Source organism: Acetobacterium bakii (genome assembly GCF_001263355.1).
In the GTDB taxonomy this organism is placed as follows: domain Bacteria; phylum Bacillota; class Clostridia; order Eubacteriales; family Eubacteriaceae; genus Acetobacterium; species Acetobacterium bakii.
In genome coordinates, this window is the sequence record NZ_LGYO01000072.1 from 1 (window position 1) to 22,553 (window position 22,553).

The 22,553-nt window shown below is 44.4% G+C and carries 18 protein-coding genes and 2 pseudogenes; 13 read left to right on the forward strand and 7 right to left on the reverse strand.

Annotated features, from left to right (window positions below; genetic code table 11):
• The first annotated feature begins 1,359 nt into the window (after positions 1 to 1,359).
• From AKG39_RS18640 to AKG39_RS18650, 3 genes are all read left to right on the forward strand, one after another.
• Positions 1,360 to 1,581 (forward strand): DUF1659 domain-containing protein, encoded by a 222-nt coding sequence (locus AKG39_RS18640; protein WP_050741918.1) that lies wholly within the window; start codon positions 1,360 to 1,362, stop codon positions 1,579 to 1,581.
• A gap of 63 nt (positions 1,582 to 1,644) precedes the next feature.
• A complete protein-coding gene (locus AKG39_RS18645) occupies positions 1,645 to 1,869 on the forward strand; it encodes a DUF2922 domain-containing protein (RefSeq protein WP_050741919.1) in 225 nt (74 codons plus the stop codon).
• Positions 1,870 to 2,237: 368 nt separating this feature from the next.
• Positions 2,238 to 2,783, forward strand: a complete 546-nt coding sequence (locus tag AKG39_RS18650) for a hypothetical protein (RefSeq protein ID WP_050741920.1) — start codon at positions 2,238 to 2,240, stop codon at positions 2,781 to 2,783.
• A 265-nt stretch (positions 2,784 to 3,048) separates the two neighbouring features.
• Here AKG39_RS18650 and AKG39_RS18655 read toward each other — a convergent pair whose 3' ends face one another.
• A complete protein-coding gene (locus AKG39_RS18655; RefSeq protein ID WP_050741921.1) occupies positions 3,049 to 3,606 on the reverse strand; it encodes a DUF3793 family protein in 558 nt (185 codons plus the stop codon).
• 339 nt (positions 3,607 to 3,945) lie between these two features.
• On the opposite strand from AKG39_RS18655, the gene AKG39_RS18660 reads away from it, so the two are divergent.
• From AKG39_RS18660 to AKG39_RS18685, 6 genes are all read left to right on the forward strand, one after another.
• Positions 3,946 to 4,914 (forward strand): helix-turn-helix domain-containing protein, encoded by a 969-nt coding sequence (locus tag AKG39_RS18660; RefSeq protein ID WP_050741922.1) that lies wholly within the window; start codon positions 3,946 to 3,948, stop codon positions 4,912 to 4,914.
• A gap of 96 nt (positions 4,915 to 5,010) precedes the next feature.
• On the forward strand, positions 5,011 to 5,589 hold the full coding sequence (locus AKG39_RS18665) for an MptD family putative ECF transporter S component (protein ID WP_050741923.1): 579 nt from the start codon (positions 5,011 to 5,013) through the stop codon (positions 5,587 to 5,589).
• 11 nt (positions 5,590 to 5,600) lie between these two features.
• On the forward strand, positions 5,601 to 6,311 hold the full coding sequence (locus AKG39_RS18670; protein WP_126981282.1) for an energy-coupling factor transporter transmembrane component T: 711 nt from the start codon (positions 5,601 to 5,603) through the stop codon (positions 6,309 to 6,311).
• A complete protein-coding gene (locus tag AKG39_RS18675) occupies positions 6,308 to 7,816 on the forward strand; it encodes an ABC transporter ATP-binding protein (protein ID WP_050741925.1) in 1,509 nt (502 codons plus the stop codon). The genes AKG39_RS18670 and AKG39_RS18675 overlap by 4 nt, the downstream gene beginning before the upstream one ends.
• Positions 7,809 to 9,554, forward strand: coding sequence for an ABC transporter ATP-binding protein (locus AKG39_RS18680; protein WP_050741926.1), 1,746 nt, complete (start codon positions 7,809 to 7,811; stop codon positions 9,552 to 9,554). The genes AKG39_RS18675 and AKG39_RS18680 overlap by 8 nt, the downstream gene beginning before the upstream one ends.
• Positions 9,547 to 11,307, forward strand: coding sequence for an ABC transporter ATP-binding protein (locus AKG39_RS18685; RefSeq protein ID WP_083439670.1), 1,761 nt, complete (start codon positions 9,547 to 9,549; stop codon positions 11,305 to 11,307). The genes AKG39_RS18680 and AKG39_RS18685 overlap by 8 nt, the downstream gene beginning before the upstream one ends.
• An 83-nt stretch (positions 11,308 to 11,390) precedes the next feature.
• On the opposite strand, the pseudogene AKG39_RS18690 reads toward AKG39_RS18685, so the two are convergent.
• A pseudogene (locus AKG39_RS18690) lies at positions 11,391 to 11,876 on the reverse strand (cysteine hydrolase family protein); the annotation flags it as partial.
• A gap of 118 nt (positions 11,877 to 11,994) precedes the next feature.
• Here AKG39_RS18690 and AKG39_RS18695 point away from each other — a divergent pair.
• Together AKG39_RS18695 and AKG39_RS18700 are read left to right on the forward strand one after the other, a co-directional pair.
• The gene (locus tag AKG39_RS18695; protein ID WP_050741927.1) at positions 11,995 to 12,927 is read left to right on the forward strand and encodes a helix-turn-helix transcriptional regulator; all 933 of its coding nucleotides are present in this window, start codon (positions 11,995 to 11,997) and stop codon (positions 12,925 to 12,927) included.
• Between the two features lie 535 nt (positions 12,928 to 13,462).
• Positions 13,463 to 13,936: a GNAT family N-acetyltransferase gene (locus AKG39_RS18700; RefSeq protein WP_050741928.1), complete on the forward strand. Its 474-nt coding sequence runs from the start codon at positions 13,463 to 13,465 to the stop codon at positions 13,934 to 13,936.
• A 36-nt stretch (positions 13,937 to 13,972) separates the two neighbouring features.
• Here AKG39_RS18700 and AKG39_RS18705 read toward each other — a convergent pair whose 3' ends face one another.
• The 4 genes from AKG39_RS18705 to AKG39_RS18720 all read right to left on the reverse strand — a co-directional run bounded on the left by AKG39_RS18705 (position 13,973) and on the right by AKG39_RS18720 (position 18,815).
• The gene (locus AKG39_RS18705; RefSeq protein WP_050741929.1) at positions 13,973 to 15,292 is read right to left on the reverse strand and encodes an MFS transporter; all 1,320 of its coding nucleotides are present in this window, start codon (positions 15,290 to 15,292) and stop codon (positions 13,973 to 13,975) included.
• A 299-nt stretch (positions 15,293 to 15,591) separates the two neighbouring features.
• Positions 15,592 to 16,758 (reverse strand): ABC transporter permease, encoded by a 1,167-nt coding sequence (locus tag AKG39_RS18710; RefSeq protein ID WP_050741930.1) that lies wholly within the window; start codon positions 16,756 to 16,758, stop codon positions 15,592 to 15,594.
• Positions 16,745 to 17,872 (reverse strand): ABC transporter permease, encoded by a 1,128-nt coding sequence (locus AKG39_RS18715; protein WP_050741931.1) that lies wholly within the window; start codon positions 17,870 to 17,872, stop codon positions 16,745 to 16,747. Before AKG39_RS18715 ends, AKG39_RS18710 begins: the two co-directional genes overlap by 14 nt.
• A gap of 10 nt (positions 17,873 to 17,882) precedes the next feature.
• Complete coding sequence (locus AKG39_RS18720; protein ID WP_050741932.1) at positions 17,883 to 18,815, reverse strand: ABC transporter ATP-binding protein; 933 nt, start codon at positions 18,813 to 18,815, stop codon at positions 17,883 to 17,885.
• A gap of 172 nt (positions 18,816 to 18,987) precedes the next feature.
• On the opposite strand from AKG39_RS18720, the gene AKG39_RS18725 reads away from it, so the two are divergent.
• Together AKG39_RS18725 and AKG39_RS18730 are read left to right on the forward strand one after the other, a co-directional pair.
• On the forward strand, positions 18,988 to 20,052 hold the full coding sequence (locus AKG39_RS18725) for a sensor histidine kinase (protein WP_050741933.1): 1,065 nt from the start codon (positions 18,988 to 18,990) through the stop codon (positions 20,050 to 20,052).
• Positions 20,053 to 20,071: 19 nt separating this feature from the next.
• Positions 20,072 to 20,695, forward strand: coding sequence for a response regulator transcription factor (locus tag AKG39_RS18730; protein ID WP_050741934.1), 624 nt, complete (start codon positions 20,072 to 20,074; stop codon positions 20,693 to 20,695).
• A 465-nt stretch (positions 20,696 to 21,160) separates the two neighbouring features.
• Here the strand turns inward: AKG39_RS18730 and AKG39_RS18735 are convergent.
• A pseudogene (locus AKG39_RS18735) lies at positions 21,161 to 22,553 on the reverse strand (hypothetical protein); the annotation flags it as partial.

A 22,553-nucleotide genomic window follows, 5' to 3' on the forward strand; every position in this document is an offset into this window, starting at 1 on the left:
TGTTCCGTCAGTTGGATAATTACCAACATCCTGTATGTGAGCTCGATATGCAACGCCCATAGCACTCGCATCATTTGCTAAAACATTTGATGAAAAAACCATAAGAAGCATCATGATGATTGTAAATAAGCTTACTGAAATTCTTTTCATTTTAATATTCTCCTCTTCTTTGTATTATTTTGATTTTTGAAATCCGAAAAAAATTTTCAGATCATTCATTACTGTGGCTTTAATCGATTCTAATAACCATCTCCTTCATTATCGTCAACCCCTCAAAGATCCGCTTTTCATATTAACAAGTTTCCGCAATTAAGGAGTTACTTATTATGTCCAATAATCTTACCGCATAATCCGGTGCCATAACCGTCCTCGACATAATTAACCGTTTTCTCGACATATTCTTCATGTTTTGGGTCTCTTTGGTACGCTATAAGTGTAAATGTGCCTCGGGCATACTTTCGCGAAACGAGGCCACAGCGATGGCCATGTCCAGCTCGCCGATATTCTGATAAAGGCGGTGAAAGGGCGCCTTGTTTTTGTCCTAAATTATTATTTAGCTCACCAGTTATATTATATGTTTTTCCAGTGCGGGCAGGATACTATTTATCAAAAGGATTAGTTTCAACAAAAAATAATAGTGATACACCTGTAGTTGAATTCTAGAATTCAACTACAGGTGTATCAGCTTGATCGTGAATTAATATAAAATGATAGTGTTAGCTCTGTGGGAGGCAATCCTAAAAAATGGATAATACCGATTTCAAAGAGCACCGCCCATTAGGGAACAGGCGGTGCTCTTTTTGTGATAAATCAAGATCCCAATCAGCAAGTCAGCAATTAATACCCATTACCCCGTACGATTACTCTAAACTCCTCAATTATTATACCGTAGAAAATGAATGCAATTACAATCGTATAAGGATAGAGTTTTTTAAGTAAATTCAAAATAAAATCCTTTCTGCTCTACAAATTTTTTCAGGAAATGCAGTTTACCGCGAAGAAATTTCAGCATAGTTATACTGATGATTCAATTATTGCAAATTAGTTGCAATGAAGCAAGAAGAATTTTTAATAATAAGAAACCTCTTCCGGATTTTACAGATTATGAAAATACCCTCAATAAAAAACGTTTGGCAACCAAATTTGTCTGGTTGCCAAACGTTCATTTTTAGATAGGATGTTTAATGAGAGGTACTAATTTATTTTATTTCCAAAAATCTTCAGTAGCATCAATATTCTTCTTCACTGTTTGCGATTTGCAGGGTCAATGGTACAAAGAAAAGCATCATGGAATAAGGCCATTTAAAGCCATTCCGCCTCTGTGATAAAATGAATCCAACAAGGAAAGGAGGTGAAAATATGGCACTAACAACCAACCCTTTGGGTAAAAAAATGCAGCTGCGTTCCAACCACGGCATGGTCGGCGGCAAGGAAAAAATCACAGCCCGGACCTACAATGACGTCCGGGCCGCCGCTACGGACCAGGATATTTACGACGTGGCCCAGATCATTGCCGGGCTCCAGCAACCGACACTGGAAGAAGTCATCAAACACGATCTGTCGCTGCTGCTATCGGTTTAATGGCAGACGTAACGGCGCCGGCGCCGACCAATTACAAAAAATCCACAGAAAGGAGAAAATTATATGGCAGCAAATACCGTATTGCAGCTCAGTTTTAAACGGGCTGACTTAAAGGTCACCACCATGTCCATCACCGAGCCCAAAGCCGGGCTCACTGTGGGCGAGGTCAACACCGCTATGGCGGCGATGATCGCCAAAAACGTTTTCGCACCCGATGGTTCGCCCCTTGAGGCGAAAGTCCGGGCGGAACTGGTCATCACTGACAAATCAGCCTTTGCCATGAGCTAGGGCATTACGGGGAGGAAAACCTCCCCGGTTAAATACATTCTTTCGCATTCATCCCAAGGGGCGATTATTAATCGCCCGTGACGTCGAGGTTTTTGCAACCGTTGGCCATCACCGCTACGTTTGCGGGCGGGTAATACCCGCCCCTTGTACGAACCAAAATCAACGTTAACAAATAAACAACGAAAGGCAAATTATTCAGCATTGACAGTCTGAAGCACTCTTAATTGTGTGCTTTTTTTTATGTGGCCGGACCTGTCATATAACTTATTATTTAGTTTAAAATATGGTATTAATGCATGAATTATGATTTAATATAGTGGATAAGGCGACATCGGATGCAAATATTGATGTTTGAGGAGAGTAAAAAAATGAAGAAGAAATATTACATTGATTTAACATTATTGATTATTATGTTAATCCTATCTGCTTTCACAATAACAAGCATAGACAATTATACATATGCAGTAATTTTCATTGCGTTCCTGGTGCTATCGGTTTACGTTAATTTTAAATTTAGAATCGTTTTGAAATATCCCTACGAAGGTAAACTAAGCATTGGTGAGGATATGAGCTTTTTCCTGGTATTACTTGGTAAAATAGCATATATAATGGGTCTGATAAATGTTGTATTTGTGAATCCGCATGAGAATCTTGACTTTATTGTATACACTCTTTTTGTCTTTATGTTAGATGCTTTAATTTTCAAAGGGACTTCTTATGTATATAAGAATAAATTGATTTATAACTTTTCTAAAGTGATAGATTTTGGGGATATCAAGATCTATGAAGTCAGAGAAGAATTCCTGAATATGTTTTACTTAACGGTATATTTGCAAAATAATGAAATATTTAAACTTAGACTCAGTGATACCAGTTATCGGGGTTATCAAAAATTTAAATCAAATAGCCACTGATAGCCATTTCTGAACGGCACCGGAATCTGTCAGCTTCTAGCGGATGTATTTGATGATGCTACCTAGTGGAAAAGCGTAATTCCTTACTTTTAAAGTGACCGATTTGTTTTTGTCGATGGCGATTATGAAATTGATGAAGGGGTGTGGTTAATTTCCCATAAAACGATGGGCCACATCCAGAGGATCATAAAGGCTTTCAATAGATCAGAGGGAGGATTCTTTATTCGGATTCCATTCATTAGAACACGAAAGAACCGTCCCTTCATTATGCAGCTACCGTTAAATGTTGGATCGATGATCCATTGCGAAGACATTGGCGATATTTTGTGGTGCATTTTTTATATTTGTTAAATAACTTTATCTTTTCCTGTTCGTTGCAATATACTTTCCAACACCCGATGTGCTTACAATTTTTGCCTTTGTGGTTGATAAAGCCTTGCACATCTTCAAAAGGATAACTCAAAAACAATCCGATTTCATGGGGAAAATCTGCTGAATTTTGAATGCGCTGGGATAGAAAATTCAAACATGATTTCAAATTATCGACTGGATAACCGATCTGACTAAGGAAGGTCTGAACTTTTGGACAGGACAGGTCATTGTGCAATCGATTTTTGCGGTAAACATAAATAAGAGCTCGACAGGCATTTACCCTTAAGATTTCCAGAAAAACACCGCGTGAATTCAGCGAGTTATTCCAATCGGATAGTTGATTCTTGAGTTGGCTAAAATCATTAAACGGGTAACTGAATAGGTTACCTGTTTTCATGCCGGCCAAGGTAGGGGAACAGTGACGTATTATTTCATTTTCTAGTATACTCATGATATTTCTCCTTGCATTTGAGCGAATACCTTCGCTCGGTAATCATATTTTTACACAGATCTTTATATTGATAGATCAGACGGTTATTTCCACCGATAATAACAATACTTATGTATAGCCTTTTGAAATTAAAGTGTTAGCCATATCTAACACAAGTAAAATTTATCATAAATGCTTACTGATGTCAATGATTAATTCTCTGAATCACTGGAAAGGGCACACTATTTAAGGGAAATATTCATTGATTTTTTAGCGGTAATCCGTTAGAATATAGTTAGTGTAAGCTAACTATATATAACAGTTAAGCCAGCATTCCAGTAAGAACAAAGGAGACAGAACGTGAGACTGAATCAAAAAGAATGGGGCTTGAAAATCCTGAAAGAGGATGGCCTCCAAATTGTGTATGGATTGGATCAGCAGATTTCCAAAAGTCGAATTGCCGCTTATTCTCTTTATGACGGCATTGAGATACAGTTCATGGATTTTAAAGAAGCCTATACCTGGTCCGGAGAAGTTAAGAACATGCCCAAATTTTATCAGATATCATTTTGCGACCAGGGCATTTACCAGATGGAGTTGAAAAAGAATATCTTTACCTACGTGTCGCCGGGGGACATCGGGATTTTTAACAATTGCCGCTCCAGTCTGGCTTCAAAAATGATTGAAGACAGCATGCGGGGGTTCAGCCTTTTGATTTATCCAGAATTGCTGCCGCCACAGTTGCTGGATTTATGGAAAAAAGAATATAATCTGGATTTGTCGCTCTTCTTTGAACAAATCGAAAAAATAAATAATGTCCAGATTTTTGCCTGTGGGGATAATTTGTGCAGGACCGGTAAGATGCTTTATGAAGGAATGGCGACGTTGGGACTGGGTTTTGTAAGGCTAAAACTGATCGAACTATTTCTGATGATTATTCAGGAAGATTACAAGATTTTTAATCACCGGCGGTGTTTTTCCAAAGAACAGATTGACAAAACGAAGGCCATTAAAAAGGTGATTGAAACAGATCTTTCGGTGCATCATACCATTTCAGCGCTCTGCCTGAGCCATGGTATTTCGGCGACGATTTTCAAAGAATGTTTTAAAGAAATGTTTCAATTTACCCCGTATGAGTATTTGCGAAAGATGCGCATGAATCGGGCCGCTCACGATCTCACCCACACGGATTTATCCATTCTGGAAATTGGCCTGATGCTTGGATATGAGAATGCCAGCAACTTCACCCGGGCATTTAAAAAAAATTACGGACTATTGCCAAAAGCTTTTAGAAAGAAAAGCCACCAACAAGAAAAATGTCCAGCATGACTATTTGTGTCCTGAAAGAGTAGAAGCCGCCTGCGGCCAATGATAAAATGCGTGTGTTAGATAAATCTAACACACGCATTTTATTTGGAGGTTAGTATGAAAAAGAAATTATCAACAAAAGAATTGATTCTGGCCGGTGCATTCGGGGCGATTTTTGTTGTGGGGTTAATCGCGATGGCGGTGATTACCGGATTTACACCGATTACCTTTTTGATGGTGGCATTTTTAACGGGCATTGTGCTGGGCCCGATTTATATGCTCTATATCAATAAGGTCCCCAAAAGAGGCGCTATTTTGATTCTTGCGGCATTATGTGGTTTGGTGATGTCGAGCACTTCCTTTTATCCCCTGCTTTTTTCCCTGATCTGCGGATTGGCGGCCGAGGTGACATCGGGCCTGGGAAATTTTGAATCCTCAAAGCACAATATGCTGGGATACGGTTTTTTTTCGGGCATGTTTATGGGGCCGTTTCTGTCGATCCTTTTTGCAAAAGATGCTTTTTTAAAATCCATGACCCAGTACTACGGTGAAGCTTATGTTGAAAAATTTGCCAGCCTTGCTCCCGAAGGGATCATCCTGATATTGATTCTCTCCGGTTTTATCGGCGGATTAATCGGTGGCGTGCTCGGGAACAAAGCATTGAAGCATCACTTTAAACGTGCTGGAATTGTCTAGTGTCGGCCATTATGCTGCAGTCAAAATCAGTGGTGAACATTGATCCCCGAACCAAACTGGTGGTATTTGTCCTGATCAATATCATGATGATGGGGAGTAAGCCGGTCATGGTGGAAGTGCTGCTGGCGGGAATTTCCTGCCTGCTTTTGCTCAATGGACAGATGATTCAAGAGACCCTGCTTTATGGGGGTCTCTTCTTTCTGCTATTGGCTGTGGATAGCGGGTATGGCTTACAGGTGTCAACACCGGTTGGTCAGGGTTTGATCATTGCTGATCGAATGATTCGTCTTTTTTTACCGATGGTGATGTGTTTTACCGTATTAATGAAAAATACCACGGTCAGTGAATTTATTGCGGCTTTTCAAAAGGCCCATCTACCGATGGGCTTTATCATTCCATTTGCGGTAATGGTGCGCTTTGTGCCAACCGTCAAAGAGGAATACCGGGCCATTGTTCAAGCCATGTCTTATCGGGGTATCCCGATGGGGGTGAAAGCGGTGCTGTTTAAACCGTTTATGACCCTGGAATATGTGATGGTACCCCTGCTGATCTCATCAGCCGGGGTGATGGATGAACTGGCCGCGGCAGCCATGACCCGGGGCCTGGATCGGGATTCGGTCCGGTCCAATCTGGCAGATGTTAAATTAAGGTTGCCGGACTATGGCCTGATGGCTGGCGTTATTATCATTTTTATTTTAATGAAGAAAGGATGGTTGGGATGATTCGGTTAAATAATATCTCGGTTTCTTATGAAGGTGGGCAAGACAACACCGGTAATCAGAACGCCCTGGATAAGATTTCCCTCACCATTGGAAAAGGGGAATGTGTTGTTTTGTGTGGTAAAAGCGGCTGTGGCAAAACCACGATTACACGGCTGCTCAATGGCCTGATTCCGATGTTTTATCCCGCGGAGCTGCAAGGGGAGGTAATATTAAAGGGAAAAAACGCTCAGGATATGACCATCCGGGAGATTTCCCAATTTGTGGGCAGTGTTTTTCAAAATCCCAAAGCTCAGTTTTTCAACGTCGATACGACCGGTGAACTGGCCTTTGGCTGCGAGAATCAGGGCTTAAGCCGGGATACAATCCACGGACGTCTAGAACAGAGCATCCGGGATTTCAGCCTGGAAAAGCTGATCAACCGGGATATTTTCAGGCTGTCCGGAGGCGAAAAGCAGCGGATTGCCTGTGGTTCTATTCACGCCATGAACCCGGATATTTATGTGCTGGATGAACCCTCATCCAATCTGGATCTTCAGTCCATCGGACAGCTGCACAGCATTTTAAAACAACTGAAATCCCAGGGGAAAACCATTATTATTTCGGAGCATCGGCTGCATTATTTAAAGGAGCTGGCGACCCGGTATATCTTTCTTGAGGACGGGAAAATCCTAAATGAGTATCGGCCCGAAGAGCTTGAAGCTGTTACCGAGGCCGACAGACAAAGGATGGGCCTGAGAACCCTGGACTTCAACCAGATTGATTCGAGAAGAGTCGCCCGGCAACCACTTAAGGAAGTGGCCATGGGCTTCCAGCAGCTTTTGGTGCGCCGTAACAAGCAGACGATTTTGAAGATGGCAAATCTTCAAATCAGAAAAAATACGGTGCTGGCCATTGTGGGCGAAAATGGCGTCGGTAAGTCGAGCCTGATTGCCTGTGTGATGGGATTTTTAAATTACCGGGGTGATATTATTTTAAATGGGTCGAAAAAAAATAAGCGGGCCAGACAGGCCGAGAGTTTTCTGGTGATGCAGGATGTGAACAGTCAGCTTTTTGCCCGAACGGTTCTTGATGAAGTGCTGCTTGGGGTTAAATCCCGGGATGCGAAAAAAGCCCATGCGATCCTTGATCAATTGGGACTCAGCGACCTGGCCCAGCGCCATCCGGCCTCGCTTTCCGGGGGACAAAAACAGCGCTTGGCCATTGCTTCAGCCATTTACGGACAAAAGAAATACCATTTTTTTGATGAACCCACAAGCGGTTTGGATCGCCAATCGATGGAAGCATTTTGTCAACTGATTCATGAAAATCGGGAGGTGGTGGAAGCCACGGTGATTATTACCCACGATCTGGAACTGATTTTAGGCTGTGCCGATGAGGTGCTGCTGCTCAATCGGGATTTAAGTATCGATCACTACCCGCTGGATGAAGCTGGCATCGAAAAAACCAGAACCATGTTTATTAATCTCTACGAGAAACAATTGCAGAAAGAAGGCTTACATGTTTAAAAGAATCTTAATTTATGCCGAAGACCAGAAAAAGAAAATGATGCTTGCCACCATGCTGCTGTTACTGTCTGTTCTGGCCGGCGTGTTTCCTTTTGTAATGGTCTATCAGATCATTACGCCCTTAATTAACGGCCGCACCCTGGCAACCGGTGACATCCTGATCCGGGTAGGGATGGTTTTGTTTTTTCTTGTTTTCCAGGCAGTGTTTATGGGGATTGGGTTGGATCTTTCTCATAAAGCCGCTTATGGCACCTTGAAAAATATCCGAATCTCACTTCAGGAAAAAATGGAAAAGTTGCCCCTTGGGGTCATTGAACAAAAAGGTACCGGTCGACTGAAAAAGCTTTTTGTGGACGATGTAGACAGTCTGGAAACCCTGTTGGCTCATGCCATCCCCGAAGGCTTTGCCAACGTGATGGTGCCGCTGGTCATCTACGGTATTTTGATGATCGTAGACTGGAAACTGGCACTCATGGCGATGGCCTCGGTGCCACTAAGCTTATTGGCCATGACGACCATGTACACCATTGGCATGAAGCGAATGGGCGCGTATTTTACCGCTGGTCAGACGATGAATAATACCATCATTGAATATATCAATGGCATGGAAGTGGTGAAAGTATTTAATCGGGAAGGTGAATCTTACCAACGGTTTAAAACCGATGTGGAAAATTACCGGGATTTTACATTAAAATGGTTTAAAGCTTGCTGGCCATGGATGGCCGTCTATGGTTGTCTGTTGCCTTATACCCTAATTCTCACCCTGCCGCTGGGATCTTATTTTGTGCTTCAGGGATATTCCACCCTGCCGGATCTGATCCTGACCATGTGCATGTCGATGGGTCTGGGGATTCCTTTGTTAAGAGCACTGTCGTTTATATCGGCATTACCGCAGCTCAACTACAAACTTGCCGAAGTTGAAAGCGTCATCGACGCAACGCCGCTAAAGGCAGGGACGGCGTCCTTTTCAGGAACAGATCATTCCGTTTTATTTACCGATGTAAGCTTTGGTTATCATGATGCCAAGGTGATTCATCACATCAACTTATCAGCCAAACCAGGTGAAACCATTGCGTTGGTGGGAGAATCCGGTTCAGGAAAAAGCACTCTGGCCAAATTACTGGTCCATTATTACGATGTCAACGCGGGGAAAATTAGCATTGGCGGACAAAATATCTGTACCATGAGTCTGGAAGCCTTGAATGATTGCATTTCATACGTGGCCCAGGACCAGTTTTTATTTAATACCAGTATCCGGGAAAACATCCGTCTGGGCAAACCGGAGGCCGGGGAAGAAGCAATTCTGTTGGCGGCTGAAAAAGCCCAGTGCCTGGAATTTATCCGGCAGTTGCCAAACGGCATCGATACCTTAGCCGGGGATTGCGGCAATCAGCTATCCGGAGGGCAGAAACAGCGGATTACGCTGGCCCGGGCGATCCTGAAAAATGCGCCGATTCTGGTGCTGGATGAAGCAACCGCTTTTGCCGATCCGGAAAATGAGGAAAAAATGGAGGCCGCCCTGGCAGCACTGGTGCATAATAAAACGACCTTTGTGATCGCGCACCGACTGGCTTCCGTAATGGGTGCCGATCAGATCTATGTGCTTGAAAATGGTTCCATTTCGGCCCATGGTACCCATCAGGAATTACTTGAAAATTCTTCTTTGTATCAGAAATTATGGATGCATAATCAGAAAAGTGCGGACTGGCAGATGAAAGAGGTAAAGGATAATGATTAGAAAAATGATCAGGCGGATTGTCAGGCTGGCCGGAAAATACAGCTGGCGCATCAAAGGGGCTTTTGTTTTCGCCGTGATTGAGGCGATTCTTTCAAAAATGCCCATCTACTACAGTTTTATCCTGTTATCCCGATTCTATGATAACAGTATCACCGCCACCGATTGCCTTTATGTGGGGATTGCGCTGGTGGTGACGCTGCTGATGCAGATGATTGTTCATCGGGTAACCGACCAATTGCAAAGTGGCGCCGGCTATCTGCTTTTTGCGGATAAACGGATCGAATTGGGGAATCATCTGCGTAAAATGCCGATGGGTTATTTTACCGAAGGGAATATTGGTAAAATCAGCTCGGTTTTAAGTACCGATATGGCCTTTATTGAAGAAAATATTATGCATAAGCTGGGAAATATCATGAGCTTTATTTTTTCAGCCGCGGTAATGCTGCTCTTTATGTGTCTGCTTGACTGGCGCCTGGGTGTTATCGCTCTGGTCACCACCGGTGTTGCGGTGGTGGTGGGAGAGCAGATGCAGAAAAAAGTATCGGCCCAGGAGTCAATTCTGCGTCAGCAACAGAGCGAACTGCTTACTGATGCGGTGCTGGCCTTTGTCGAGGGGATTGCCGTGATTAAAAGCTATAATCTTCTGGGTGAAAAATCCGGTGAACTCCGTCATAATTTCAAGAGCTCCATGGATAAAAACATTGACTTTGAAAGCGCTATGTCCCCCTGGATTGTCGGTTTGTTTATTGTCTTTGCCATTGGCATCAGCGGGGTATTCGGGATGTCAATTATCCTCACCGTCACTGGTGCGATCGGTTTGCCATATCTGTTGGGAGTATTGCTGTTTGTCTTTGAGATGTTCGGTCCCCTGAAGGCGTTGTATCTGGAAGCTCCGGTACTGAATATTATGAATTGCTGCCTTGATCGCATTGAAGCGGTACTCAGTGAACCGGAACTGGATGACGGCGGCCAGCAGACCCTTCCGCAGAAGGCCGCCAATGGCATTGAAGTCGCATTTAAGCAAGTCGGCTTTGGCTATGGCGAGGAGCTGGTATTGGACGACATTTCCTTTGCGTTAAAAAGCCAGACCATGACTGCGCTGGTTGGCCCGTCAGGTGGTGGAAAAACAACCGTGGCCAATCTGTTGGCGCGGTTCTGGGATGTCAGACAAGGGGAAATTATGATCCGGGGCGTGGATCTAAAAACGGTGCCCCTCGCGCAATTAATGGAACAAATCAGCATGGTTTTTCAGCGGGTTTATTTATTCAAGGATACCATCTACAACAACATTGCCATGGGACGCCATGACGCAACCCGGGAAGAGGTGACAGAAGCCGCCAGAAAAGCCCGCTGTTATGATTTTATCATGGCGCTGCCCGATGGCTTTGATACCCTGGTGGGCGAAGGCGGCGCCAGTTTGTCCGGTGGTGAAAAACAACGTGTTTCGATTGCCCGGTGTATTCTCAAAGATGCCCCGATTGTCATTCTGGATGAAGCAACCGCCAGTGTTGACCGGGACAATGAACGCTATATTCAGGAGGCCATCAGTGAACTGGTCAGAGGCAAAACCCTGCTGGTCATTGCCCACCGCATGCATACCATTAAGAATGCCGATCAGATTCTGGTCATCGCAGATGGCCGGATTGTTGAAAGAGGAAACCATCAGCAACTGATGCAGACCGCTGGGATTTATGCCGGATATGAGCACACCCTCAACAAAAAACAACCCTGGCAGATTCAGGGAAACAGATAGAGGGACATTGACCGATAAACGAGCAAAGCGGCGGCGCAACAACGCCCACCGCGCTCTGCGGTTAATATGCAAAGAGCTTGAATCAATAGGTCATTCAAATAAATAATTTGACTGCCCTTACTTTCATAATAACGTAGCATTTCGTCAATTTTTTTTTTATCATAACTGGTAATGCAATCGGATAGGACAGTAACGCCATAATTTGCTTTGCGTAAGTTGTAACAGGTTGATTTAACACAAGCAACCGCATCGGCTCCGGTTATGTAGAAATCAGATATTTCATTTTTACTGATAAAGTCTGCAAATTCTTCACAGCTTAAGGCGTTTCCTTTGGATTTTGTAAAAACATTTTGTGATGCTATTTTCAAGTCAGAAGCTAATTCAGACCCCTTTGTATCGGGTTTAAAAGTCCGCGTGCCGGCTGATAAATTTTCATGCCTGATATAAATAACATGAATATTATTATTGACGGCCCAATCAATCGCGTTATTGATATTGCCAATAACATCCTTGTAATTCTTGGTGATGTCATTTTGAATATCGATTATGACTAAGGCTTTTTTTTGCATCGTGTTTCCTCCTGAGGGATAGATTGATTTGATTGCTTTTATTATACCGTGTTATTGTTGACAGCAGTATGGCAACAATCTATAATGATAACAAGAAATTTTGAAAGGCGGTGATCCGATGAAAGTTGACAGGCTGGTTAGCATTATTATGATACTCCTTGATAAAAAGCGTATCGGCGCCCAGGAGTTAGCCGATCTGTTTGAAGTTTCACCCCGCACAATCTACCGCGATATTGACTCGATCAACATGGCGGGTATTCCGGTGCGATCAACATCGGGAGTCGGCGGCGGCTTTGAAATCATGCAGCAATACAAGATTGATCGAAAGGTTTTTTCGACCGCCGACCTTTCCGCGATCTTGATGGGGCTTTCCAGTCTTTCCAACATGATCCGCGGTGATGAACTGGTAAACGCCCTGGCGAAAGTCAGGAGTTTTATTCCCGCCGACAGAGCGAAAGACATTGAATTAAAAGCAAATCAAATATGTATCGATTTAAGTCCGTGGATGGGCAACCGGAACATCCAATCCTATTTAGAAATGATCAAAACCGCTTTACAGGAAAGCAAGCTGCTTTCGTTTGAATATGCAGACCGCTACGGCAATAAAACCGTACGAACAGCCGAGCCCTATCAGCTGGTACTGAAAAGCAGTCATTGGTATTGGCAGGGGTATTGCCATCAAAGAAATGATTTTCGCTTATTTAAGCTATCCCGGATGTCAAACCTGCAAATCCAGGCGGAATTTTTTACGCCCCGGGATTATCAAAAACCGCAGTTGGATTTTACTGATATTTTGACAACGATGCAAACAGAAATCAAAATTCGTATTCATCAATCGGTTATGGACAGGGTCCTTGATTATTGCCCTGATGAACACTTTTCGCCAGACGGTGATGAGCATTACATTGTTCGTTTTCCTTTCATCGAGAACGAATACCACTACAATATTCTGTTCAGTTTTGGGGATAAATGCGAGTGTTTAGAGCCGTTACATATTCGCACCGAAATGAAGCGCAGAATACATGATATCGCTGCCATATACGAAAGTTAATACAGGGCGTAAGACGAAAAAGGCAAACGCGTGCCCGTGCCCTTTTTATTCCGTTTAGGTCATAATGATTTATTGAATAGCTAAGCTTTATCAGGGTATATTTTTAATAGTCATTTAATTATCATAAACATCGCAACGGACTTAGCTCAATCCAATTGTTAATTAGCCATGGTCGATTGTTTATTAAAATCAGGAGGTTTTAAATCAATATCAAAAAAGCGGCCATGGGCATCACCCTGACGAGTGTCTGGCTTGCAATCAATAGCGAGCATCAGGCATCATCCCATAGGGGCAGGTATTAGCCGCCCGGGTTGTGACGGCGATGGCAACCGCAGGCCCAGACCCGCAACGCCTGAGGCGATAAATAATCGCCTTAACTTTGTGTTTGTAAAGTGAACGTAGATCAGAGGGCGGTTATTTTGTGCAGATTCCATTCGAATGAACACGAAAGAGCCGGATACTGTATACAGGAACTTCACCTTGGTGAATCGATGATGTTTTTGCCCTGAGGATGAAAGAAAGGAGAAAGATAGAAATGACTAATTATGGTCAGGATATCTTATTCAAGCGACTCCATGAGGATGCTGAATCCCTGAATTTATTAAGAGAACTTAATGAACTTTATGCAGATGCCTTTGATGAAGCTGATACTTATCTGGGCAAGAAACCATCGGATAACTATTTGCTGTCACTGTTATCCAAAGGGAATGTTCTCGTTTGTGTGGCAACGGTCAATCACCGGGTAGTGGCAGGTCTTGTGGCTTATGTGCTGGAAAAATTCGAACAGGAACGCAGTGAGGTGTATATTTATGATTTAGCCGTCGATGTCAATCATCGCCGGAAGAAAATAGCCACCAATCTCATCCATTTTCTGAAGGATGAGGCTGCCAAACTGGGTGCCTGGGTGGTTTATATCCAGGCCGATCGCGAAGACACACCCGCCGTAAAACTTTACGATTCCCTTGGCATTCGAGAAGAAGTGTATCACTATGATTTTACGATAGAATAACAACAAAAGAAGCACTGATCAGTGCTTCTTTTGTTGTTAGTTTATCCCATCCAGGGATGCTATTACATTTTCCAAATCTTCGGCGGTTGCGGCAGTAGCGATCAGACTCCAGGAACTTTGCACACTTTTGTCTGGGTTTATAACTTGCGTTAGCGCATACTCGGCAAATTTAGTGACGCCATCAGTATTATCGGTGAATTTAACTACTTTTGCCGGCAAATCGGTATCAGAATCATAGTTATAAGTAATTAAATCACTTGTCTCTAAAGCAGTCGCATCATCAGAAAACACAAATACGTTGTTATTGCGCTCAAGCATTTCCTTTTCATTCAAATAATTCCCGGAAAGAAATTCATCGGCGCCAATATACAAAAACGGTATGGTTAATAGTTTTTTAGCATCGGCCGTATCAGCTGTCATTTCCTTGTCGATGTGTTGAAGGGCGGCATATTGAAGTTTAAGTTCAACGTTATCCATAATATCCTGCCCGGAATCATTAATTGTCGCTTCTTTATACGGCAAAGCATACACGGCGTTCTCGCCACCATATAATTTTTCATAATTACCGCTGTCGTTTGTTTTATTAATGAGATATTGGGCATAAATTAACCGTTCGTGGCGGGGCAGCGATTCAAATGTCTCGATGCTCATCGTTTCATATTTTTGCATAGATTCTGCCAACGCTGTGCCCATTTGGTCTGCTGCTGACTCAGCGGTTGCCACTTTAGCAGTTGTTTGTTCCATCGGGGACTCGATAAGGTCAGAGTATACAAAGCCAGAAACAAACAAACAAAAACAACCGAAGATAATCATAACCAAAATATTTAGTGGTTTTTTCTGAATAGCAAAGACGATCAGGACAACTATGGCCGTAAAAAAACCGGCTAAACCAGTCATTCCCAAAAACAGTCCCGGGGATGATGCGGTTATGGATTCGCCCAAAAGTGAGAGCATAAAACAACAGCCTATAATTATAAAAAGAATTTTCAGCGGCTTTTTCCGAACGGCAAAAACGATGAGAATAATCAGGGTGGCGAAAAAAACCAGCCAGCTGATGAAATCCAAATATTTAATCAAGCCTTTGTTCGCTGTCAGCAAAAGAATAACTCCGCCCAGCACTTGGAATGAAAGCATTACAATTCCAATAATATAGCCAATCCGGGATTTTTTGTTTTTAGGATCATTTAAAAGTTCTTTTCTGCCCTCAATAAATGCACCAATTGCCACGCCTAACGAAGCATAGCCAACACCGGTAAGAATACTGCCTGAGATAAACCCGGTAGTTCCTAAAACAGCTGCTATTAAAAACATTCCAATGCTCATCAGGCCCAAATAATAAGCTCTATTTTCTTTCATAATTCCCCCTTTTTATGTCAGTGCTTTTATAGTACCACCCCAAATAGAATAAATCAAGCTAGGAGGCCTCCGTGCCTGACAATAGCTTATAAACTTATGAAATTCGTTCAGTGGAACCGGCATAAACCCGGTGCATGGTCTGTGTCAACAATTGCCTGACGGGGAGTATCCGGTGGTGTGAAGCAAATGAGATTAAATTCACAAAAAAGTTATAAGGCCGACAAAAAAAGTCCCCATGTCATTGAGGACGATCAGGTGTTAGATTTATTCGGGTTGTAGGGTAGATTAGACTAGAACCGTTAAGCATCCAGCCTCCGTTGTTTAATCAGCACCAGCGTCACCGCCAGCACTGCCACCGCGAAGCCCAGAATTACGATCATACTGGTGAAGATCGAGGTCAGACTGGCGGCATTGAAATTAACCGCAGCGGTGATTTCATTATTGGCTTTGACATACCAGTAGGTGGGGGTAAAGCTGGCAATGGTCAGCACATTGTCGCCCAGCAGCGCCTGGGGAACAAAGACGCCGCTGATAAAGCTGGTGCCCAGGGCGAAGACATTGGCGACGGCGGACATGGCGCCCCGGCTCTTGACCAGATTGCCGATCAAATAGCTAATGCTCAGGGCCGCCAGGGTAAAGACAAAGGAGTTTAACAGCAGCAGCCGGCCGGTGGCGGTAAACATAAAACTGCCATACATGACAAAGCTGGCCGAGATCAGGACAAGCCAGGTGATCACCGCAAAACTGAGGTTGCCGAGGATCATCTGAAAATTCATGTTGGCGGAACGCAGCGGTGAGACGAGATTGCGGCGTTTCAAATCGGTATTATTAAAAACCAGCATCACTGAGCAGATCCCTAGAATCAGAATGGCGAATAAAGAATAGGACAGATAATTGAAATAGTAACCGGATTTTTCTGCATAGGCGGAGTGGGTCCCGCTGCTGATCATGGTCACCTCCGTGGCGTTGGCCAGATCTTCTTGCAGATGGGCCACCAGATCAGTCTGGCTGAGGCCGGGCAGATAGGTGGTGTAGGTGTTAGCGGTGTTCAGGTATTTATTGATCAACAGATCCATATAAATGTTGCTGGTGGAATCGGGGACCGTTGTTTTTTCCAGCTGGACCGCGCTGCCACTGAGCATGGCGTCGGTAAAGCCGACCGGAACCCGGAGGATGTATTCGACATCGCGGAAGAACAACGCATCCTGTAGTTTCTGGGTGTCATCGGGAATCGCCACCAGGTTGGCATTTTCCCCGAGATAGGTTTGGAGTCCCGCCACCAGCGGCGAATCGATATCGTCATTGATGAAGGCGATGTTGACCTTGACCTTAGTAAAATCGGTATCCTGGGGCGGGTTATAGGAGCTGCTGAGGAGCAGTGCCAGGACCATGAAAACCACCAGGTAAATCATCAGCTGGATGCGGTTTTTCAGAATTATTTTGAAAAAAGCTTTATAAACTTGCATATTTCTGTCTCCTTAATACAAAATAGGTGATGGTGCTAAAGAGCAGCGTGAAGCCGCACAGCAGCAGGATGTCGGTGAAAAACTGAGTATGGGTATTGTAGTAGTACAGTGCATAAAAGCTGTCGGTAATCAGGTTGGCGGGGTTGAGGTAGCCCAGAATGGGGACTTTGGTCATCACCAGATATTTGATGTCGGTCGACATCATCCCGGCCAGAAAAGACATGGTCATGGTGGATGCGATCAGGATGCCGATTTTGATACCCTCGCCTTTTTTGATGACGGCCGCCAGGCAGGCACCGAAGGTCACCCCGGTGAGGCTGCCCAATAGGCAGGTCAGAGCGATATAACCAAACTGATCGCCGAAGCTGATGCCCAGAACGCCGCTGATAAAGGTCAGCAAAATCATTAGTTCCAGCATCTGCACTGATGTGGCAGCCAGCATTGACGATATAAAGACCGTCAGCTTGTTGGTCGGCGCCAGATTGATCCGGGCCCCCACGGCGGAGAGATCTGCTTGAATGGCCACCACTTCTTTGACGCCGAGAAACCCGCCGTATAAACAGGTCATGGCAATCAGGGCGTAGAAATAATTAACAATCGGATCCGGGGCGGACTGACTGGCGGATACCGCGGTCAGGTATTCGCTGCGACTGGAAATACCGTTGAGGATACCGTTTTCCAGGGACCCGGGGTTCTCTGTGACAACGGTGACGATAGTGGCGTTCGATTGCACATAATCATCGAGAAAGCCCCGGATAATGGTCTGATTAAGACCGGACTGGTTGACCACCATATTGAGATCCGGGTCAAAAGTAATAATGCCGTCGATTTGATTATCCTGCAGCAGAGCATCCGCTTCGGCCCGGGTGGTGTTTTGCACCACGAACAGATCATCAGCTCCAGTGATGGCCTGGGTGAACGCCGGGTTCTGATCCAGCGCTTCATTCTGAACCACCGCCACATTCACTTTGATAAAATTATCGGAGCTGGTAATGTTGGCAAAGGCCAGGTTGAACAGGGTGGCCAGCAGAATCGGAAACAGAAAGGTCCAGAACATTAATTGCCGGTCTTTAAAGATGCATTTGAGGCGATAGCGGTAATTGAATAAAAACATATTATTTCTCCTAATCTCTCAGCGCTTTGCCGGTTATTTCCAGAAAGACATCGTTCAGGGTCGGTGGTTCGGAATAAATTTTACCGATGGTGATATTCCGGCCCTTCAGGTAATCAAGAATCGCAATCAGGGTGTTTTTCCCCCGTCCGGACTTCACCACCAGCTGATGGTCGGTTAGCTCAGCGGAGATAATGTGGGGCAGGGCGGTGATTTCGGAGAGCTCCAGATGCTCGGGATTGAGCAGTTCAAGGTTGATGTGCTCACCGGATTTGATCATCTGCTTGAGCTCTTCATTGGTGCCCATGGCAATGATCTTCCCCTTATCCATGATCGCGATGCGGCTGCAGATCTGCTCAACCTCTTCCATGTAATGGGTAGTGTAGATGATGGTGGCGCCCTGGCGGTTTAGCTCCATGATGCCTTCGAGGATATTGTTGCGGCTCTGGGGATCGACGGCCACGGTGGGTTCGTCGAGAATGATCAGTTTAGGCTTATGGGCGATGCCGCAGGCGATGTTTAACCGGCGCAGCAGGCCGCCGCTGAGTTTCTTGGGAGAGAATTTTTTAAAATCCCCGAGTCCCACAAAAGCGATGGCTTCGGCCACCAGTTTTTTGCGGGTGTGTTTATCGCTGATGTACAGGCCGCAGAAGTAATCGATATTTTCATAAACCGTCAGCTCATCAAAGATGGCCACGTTCTGCATCACCACCCCAATGTTGCGTTTGATGTCATAGGCGTCCGGGGTCATCGGCTGATCATAGAGTTCGATGGTGCCCTTATCATATTTAAGCAGCGATAGTATACAGTTGATGGCGGTGGTTTTGCCGGACCCGTTGGGACCCAGCAGGCCCAGGATTTCGCCTTCCTGAACTTCCAGATTGAAGTGGTCCAGGGCAATCAGATCGCCGTATCGTTTGACCAGGTTTTTCACATTTATTAACATTATATTCCTCCTGAATAAATCAAGTCATTTAAACTTGTTGATGGGTTCATTCTAACATTTGTGCCGACAGAGTGGAAGTGACGACGCTCATGATTCAAAATGACAAATGTCATCATTTATGTTAATATATGTGATAATAATAACGTCGGGGAATAAAGGTTTGGTAGAAACGATGAATAAATTAATTGATAAACTGATTATTTTTGTGTTTTGTCTGGCGCTGTATCTGACCACCGTGACCAATGCCTATGTGATTGTGACGGTGCTGGCCGCGATCATCTTCAGTGCCGCATCCAGCTATCTGGACGAAGGCCGGATCACCGTTGGGATTTTTGTTGCCTATGTGATTTTCTGCTTTGTTGAACCGGCCAGTTTGGCGTTTCTGCCCCTGCTGTGCTACGATGTGTTGATTGCCAATTATAAATGGCTGTGGCTGCTGGCCGTGTTGCCATTGATAACCGGTTTAAATCTGCTAACCGGCACGGCGGCGGTTTTAATTCCGGTTTTTATCGTCGTCGCCTACTTTTTAAAAAAGCGGACCCTGGCGCTGGAAACCATGAAAAAAGACTATTTCCTGCTGCGGGATCAGGCCAAGGAAACCGCGCTGCAAATGGAAAAGAAAACCCGGTTGCTGATGGAGAAACAGGATTATGAAGTGAATCTGGCCACCCTGGAAGAACGTAACCGGATTGCCCGGGATATCCATGACAATGTCGGCCATATGCTGTCGCGCTGCATTTTGCAAACCGGCGCCTTGCTGGTGGTCAGCCCAGATGACCAGATCAAAACGGGGCTGGGAAGCATTAAGGAGACCCTGTCCGAGGCAATGAACAGCATCCGGGACAGCGTCCATGATCTTCATGATGAAGCCCTCGATGTCCGGGTGGAACTGCAGACCTTAATCAATAATTTTAAGTTCTGCCCGGTAAAATTCGATTATGATGTGGCAACAAGCCTGGAAAATGACGTGAAATACTGTGTAATTGCCGTCGTCAAAGAGGCCTTTTCAAATATCATCAGGCACTCGGATGCCACCAAGGTAGCCGTGACGGTGCGGGAACATCCGGGCCTATACCAACTTGTGATCCAGGACAATGGCACCACAACCAGAGACATTGATGCCCGGGGCATGGGTCTGAAAAATATTATGGACCGGGTCACGACACTAAACGGGAATGTCCATTTCAGCACCGACAAGGGCTTCAGAATATTTATTTCTGTGCCCAAAAATAAATAAGCGAAGCGTGGGGAAGTTGATGAAAATAGTAGTTGTGGATGATGATAAACTGGTCTGTGCGTCGTTAAAAACCATCATCGAGTCGGAAGGTGATATCACCGTGGTGGGGCTGGGTCATAATGGCAAAGAGGCTGTTACACTGTACGACCAGTTACAACCGGATGTGCTGTTGATGGATATTCGCATGGACATCATGACCGGACTTGCGGCGGCGCAAACCATTTTAAGTGAGGATACGGCGGCGAAGATTTTATTTCTAACGACCTTTGTCGATGATGAATACATCATCCAGGCCTTGAAACTGGGGGCCAAAGGTTATCTGATCAAGCAGAATTTTGAGAGCATCGTCCCGTCGCTGCGCGCCGTGCATGCGGGCCAGAATGTCTTTGGCCAGGATATCATCACCAAAATTCCGGGACTTGTCAGTCATGAACAAAAGCTTGATTTTTCCGCCTATGATTTAAATGAGAAAGATCTGGAGATGATTAACTGGGTCGCCCAGGGCCTTAACAATCGCGAAATTGCCGGCTCTGTCTATTTAAGCGAAGGAACGGTGCGGAATCGGATCAGCCTGATTTTGGAAAAGCTTGACCTCCGGGATCGGACCCAGCTGGCCATCTTTTATTATAAGCATCAAGGCTGACCAATGAATAAGTGCAAAAAATGAAGCCCGGTCAATCCATCACTGATGGGTTGGCCGGGCTTTTGCTATGTCATCAAGTTTAGGCACAGTAAACAATCGCTTGTGTTTTAAGGCATCATCCCATAGGGGCGGCTAGTAGCCGTCTGCAGCGTCAGGGTGATATCCAGCGGGTGCCTAAAACACCATCGTCGATAAACGTCTCCTGTTCATTTTCGGAACTGGGACTGTGTGGGGTATTCGCCTGTAATATTTGACCAAACCCATCAAGGGATATCGAAAACTGCTAAACTTTATGGTTTGAGGAAAGATTAATCCCCAGGATGTAACAGTGCAATAGCGGTTTAAGTGGCATTTATCTCAACCGCGGTTATTGTGCGCTTACGAATTGTCATCCAAAAAGAAGGCCTCACAGAAAATAATTTCTGTGAGGCGCTTTTTGTTTTCTTACTCAAACCGTTTAGATTTCTAGATTTCGAGTATTTTATTGACTGATAATTGAATTTGTGATTTGGTTAAACTACCTAATTTAGCTATTTCGTCAGCTGTTACCTGTGCATTGACATCAGTAAGATTAGCGGCTGTTACACCGGTAATTCCAGCATCTGTATAATTGGCAACAGTAGCGGTATTCTTATGTGCACCTGCATTAATTGCATATAGAGCTGGTCGCAGAGCTACATAATTTGTAGTATCGGTTACCTTAAGCGTTAACGTATATGGACCTGCTACATTAATGCCGGTTACGGTAACTCCAGGTATTACGATTGTTGCAGTACCGGGATTTAATTCACCAGAAGTTACTGATTCATTATCAGATACGTAACTTTCTACAAAAACATCCGGTGTTTTTTCACCTAAAGTAGCTTTAAATGCTCTTGCTAATACTTCTCTTAATGTATATGTATCATATTCATCGGCGAGATCAACTGTCAGCGTGTTGGAGATTTGAGTAATGACTGGTAAAGCTTCTGTTGATACTGAAATCTGAGGGCTCTTGACGACAACGTCTCCATTAGTATAGACAACGGTCACAACACCAGTTGTTTTAGCTGGTAATGTAATTTTACCATCTGCTGTTACCGTTACTGTTGATTCGAAAGTAATCTTATCTTGTACTAAACTGGTAATATCCATGCCATCGAAATCATATACTTTGTAATCAATTGCGGTAGCCTGATCTGCCACGACAATTTGAGGGGTTGCGGCCTCAATACTGCGAACTTCGCTGACGGCATAGTCAAAGCTTCCTATTGTTATATTGGTAAGGAATGGAATTGACATAGTATAAGTCGTTCCCTCAACAAGTGGAGTGTTAAATATTACGGCTGCCGATAAACCATCATTAGCTAACTCTATCAATTTGATATCTTGCTCATCGCCATCTTTATTTGAAACCGAAATTACAGATTTGTCCAAATCGACAACCTGATTGTTAAATTGTACGATAGCGGTTGTCGGGTTGATCACACTAATCGTAGTTATTTTTGTTAATTTTATGACATTAGCCAGTGCCTCATTAATTGCTTGTGCTGCAGCATCAACTTGTGCCTGGGTAGGTGAGTCAGGTACCGGATTATCATGAACCGCTTTTTCAAGAGCCGCAACTGAAGCTGGGGTATAGTCATCTTTAGTCGCTATAATTTCTTCTGCCGCACCTAAAGCTCGATAGTAAGGAACAAAATCAGCTACTTTAACAATGCCAACGGATAAACACTCTAAACGTTGGCTGGCGCCTACTGTTCCCAGTTTGCTGCCATCCGCAACCATTGCGACATCACCAATATCTTGGACATGGCCACTGTATTGAACGCTGTATCCCGCTAATTGCTTATTAGAAGCATCCAGCAATTTGATTTGG

What these genes read in the sequence shown, in the direction of transcription:
- AKG39_RS18640 (WP_050741918.1), top strand. Translation starts at nt 1,360, where the DNA reads ATGGCACTAACAACCAACCCTTTGGGTAAAAAAATGCAGCTGCGTTCC.
- AKG39_RS18645 (WP_050741919.1), top strand. Translation starts at nt 1,645, where the DNA reads ATGGCAGCAAATACCGTATTGCAGCTCAGTTTTAAACGGGCTGACTTA.
- AKG39_RS18650 (WP_050741920.1), top strand. Translation starts at nt 2,238, where the DNA reads ATGAAGAAGAAATATTACATTGATTTAACATTATTGATTATTATGTTA.
- AKG39_RS18655 (WP_050741921.1), bottom strand. Translation starts at nt 3,606, where the DNA reads ATGAGTATACTAGAAAATGAAATAATACGTCACTGTTCCCCTACCTTG.
- AKG39_RS18665 (WP_050741923.1), top strand. Translation starts at nt 5,011, where the DNA reads ATGAAAAAGAAATTATCAACAAAAGAATTGATTCTGGCCGGTGCATTC.
- AKG39_RS18670 (WP_126981282.1), top strand. Translation starts at nt 5,601, where the DNA reads ATGCTGCAGTCAAAATCAGTGGTGAACATTGATCCCCGAACCAAACTG.
- AKG39_RS18675 (WP_050741925.1), top strand. Translation starts at nt 6,308, where the DNA reads ATGATTCGGTTAAATAATATCTCGGTTTCTTATGAAGGTGGGCAAGAC.
- AKG39_RS18680 (WP_050741926.1), top strand. Translation starts at nt 7,809, where the DNA reads ATGTTTAAAAGAATCTTAATTTATGCCGAAGACCAGAAAAAGAAAATG.
- AKG39_RS18685 (WP_083439670.1), top strand. Translation starts at nt 9,547, where the DNA reads ATGATTAGAAAAATGATCAGGCGGATTGTCAGGCTGGCCGGAAAATAC.
- AKG39_RS18695 (WP_050741927.1), top strand. Translation starts at nt 11,995, where the DNA reads ATGAAAGTTGACAGGCTGGTTAGCATTATTATGATACTCCTTGATAAA.
- AKG39_RS18700 (WP_050741928.1), top strand. Translation starts at nt 13,463, where the DNA reads ATGACTAATTATGGTCAGGATATCTTATTCAAGCGACTCCATGAGGAT.
- AKG39_RS18705 (WP_050741929.1), bottom strand. Translation starts at nt 15,292, where the DNA reads ATGAAAGAAAATAGAGCTTATTATTTGGGCCTGATGAGCATTGGAATG.
- AKG39_RS18710 (WP_050741930.1), bottom strand. Translation starts at nt 16,758, where the DNA reads ATGCAAGTTTATAAAGCTTTTTTCAAAATAATTCTGAAAAACCGCATC.
- AKG39_RS18715 (WP_050741931.1), bottom strand. Translation starts at nt 17,872, where the DNA reads ATGTTTTTATTCAATTACCGCTATCGCCTCAAATGCATCTTTAAAGAC.
- AKG39_RS18720 (WP_050741932.1), bottom strand. Translation starts at nt 18,815, where the DNA reads ATGTTAATAAATGTGAAAAACCTGGTCAAACGATACGGCGATCTGATT.
- AKG39_RS18725 (WP_050741933.1), top strand. Translation starts at nt 18,988, where the DNA reads ATGAATAAATTAATTGATAAACTGATTATTTTTGTGTTTTGTCTGGCG.
- AKG39_RS18730 (WP_050741934.1), top strand. Translation starts at nt 20,072, where the DNA reads ATGAAAATAGTAGTTGTGGATGATGATAAACTGGTCTGTGCGTCGTTA.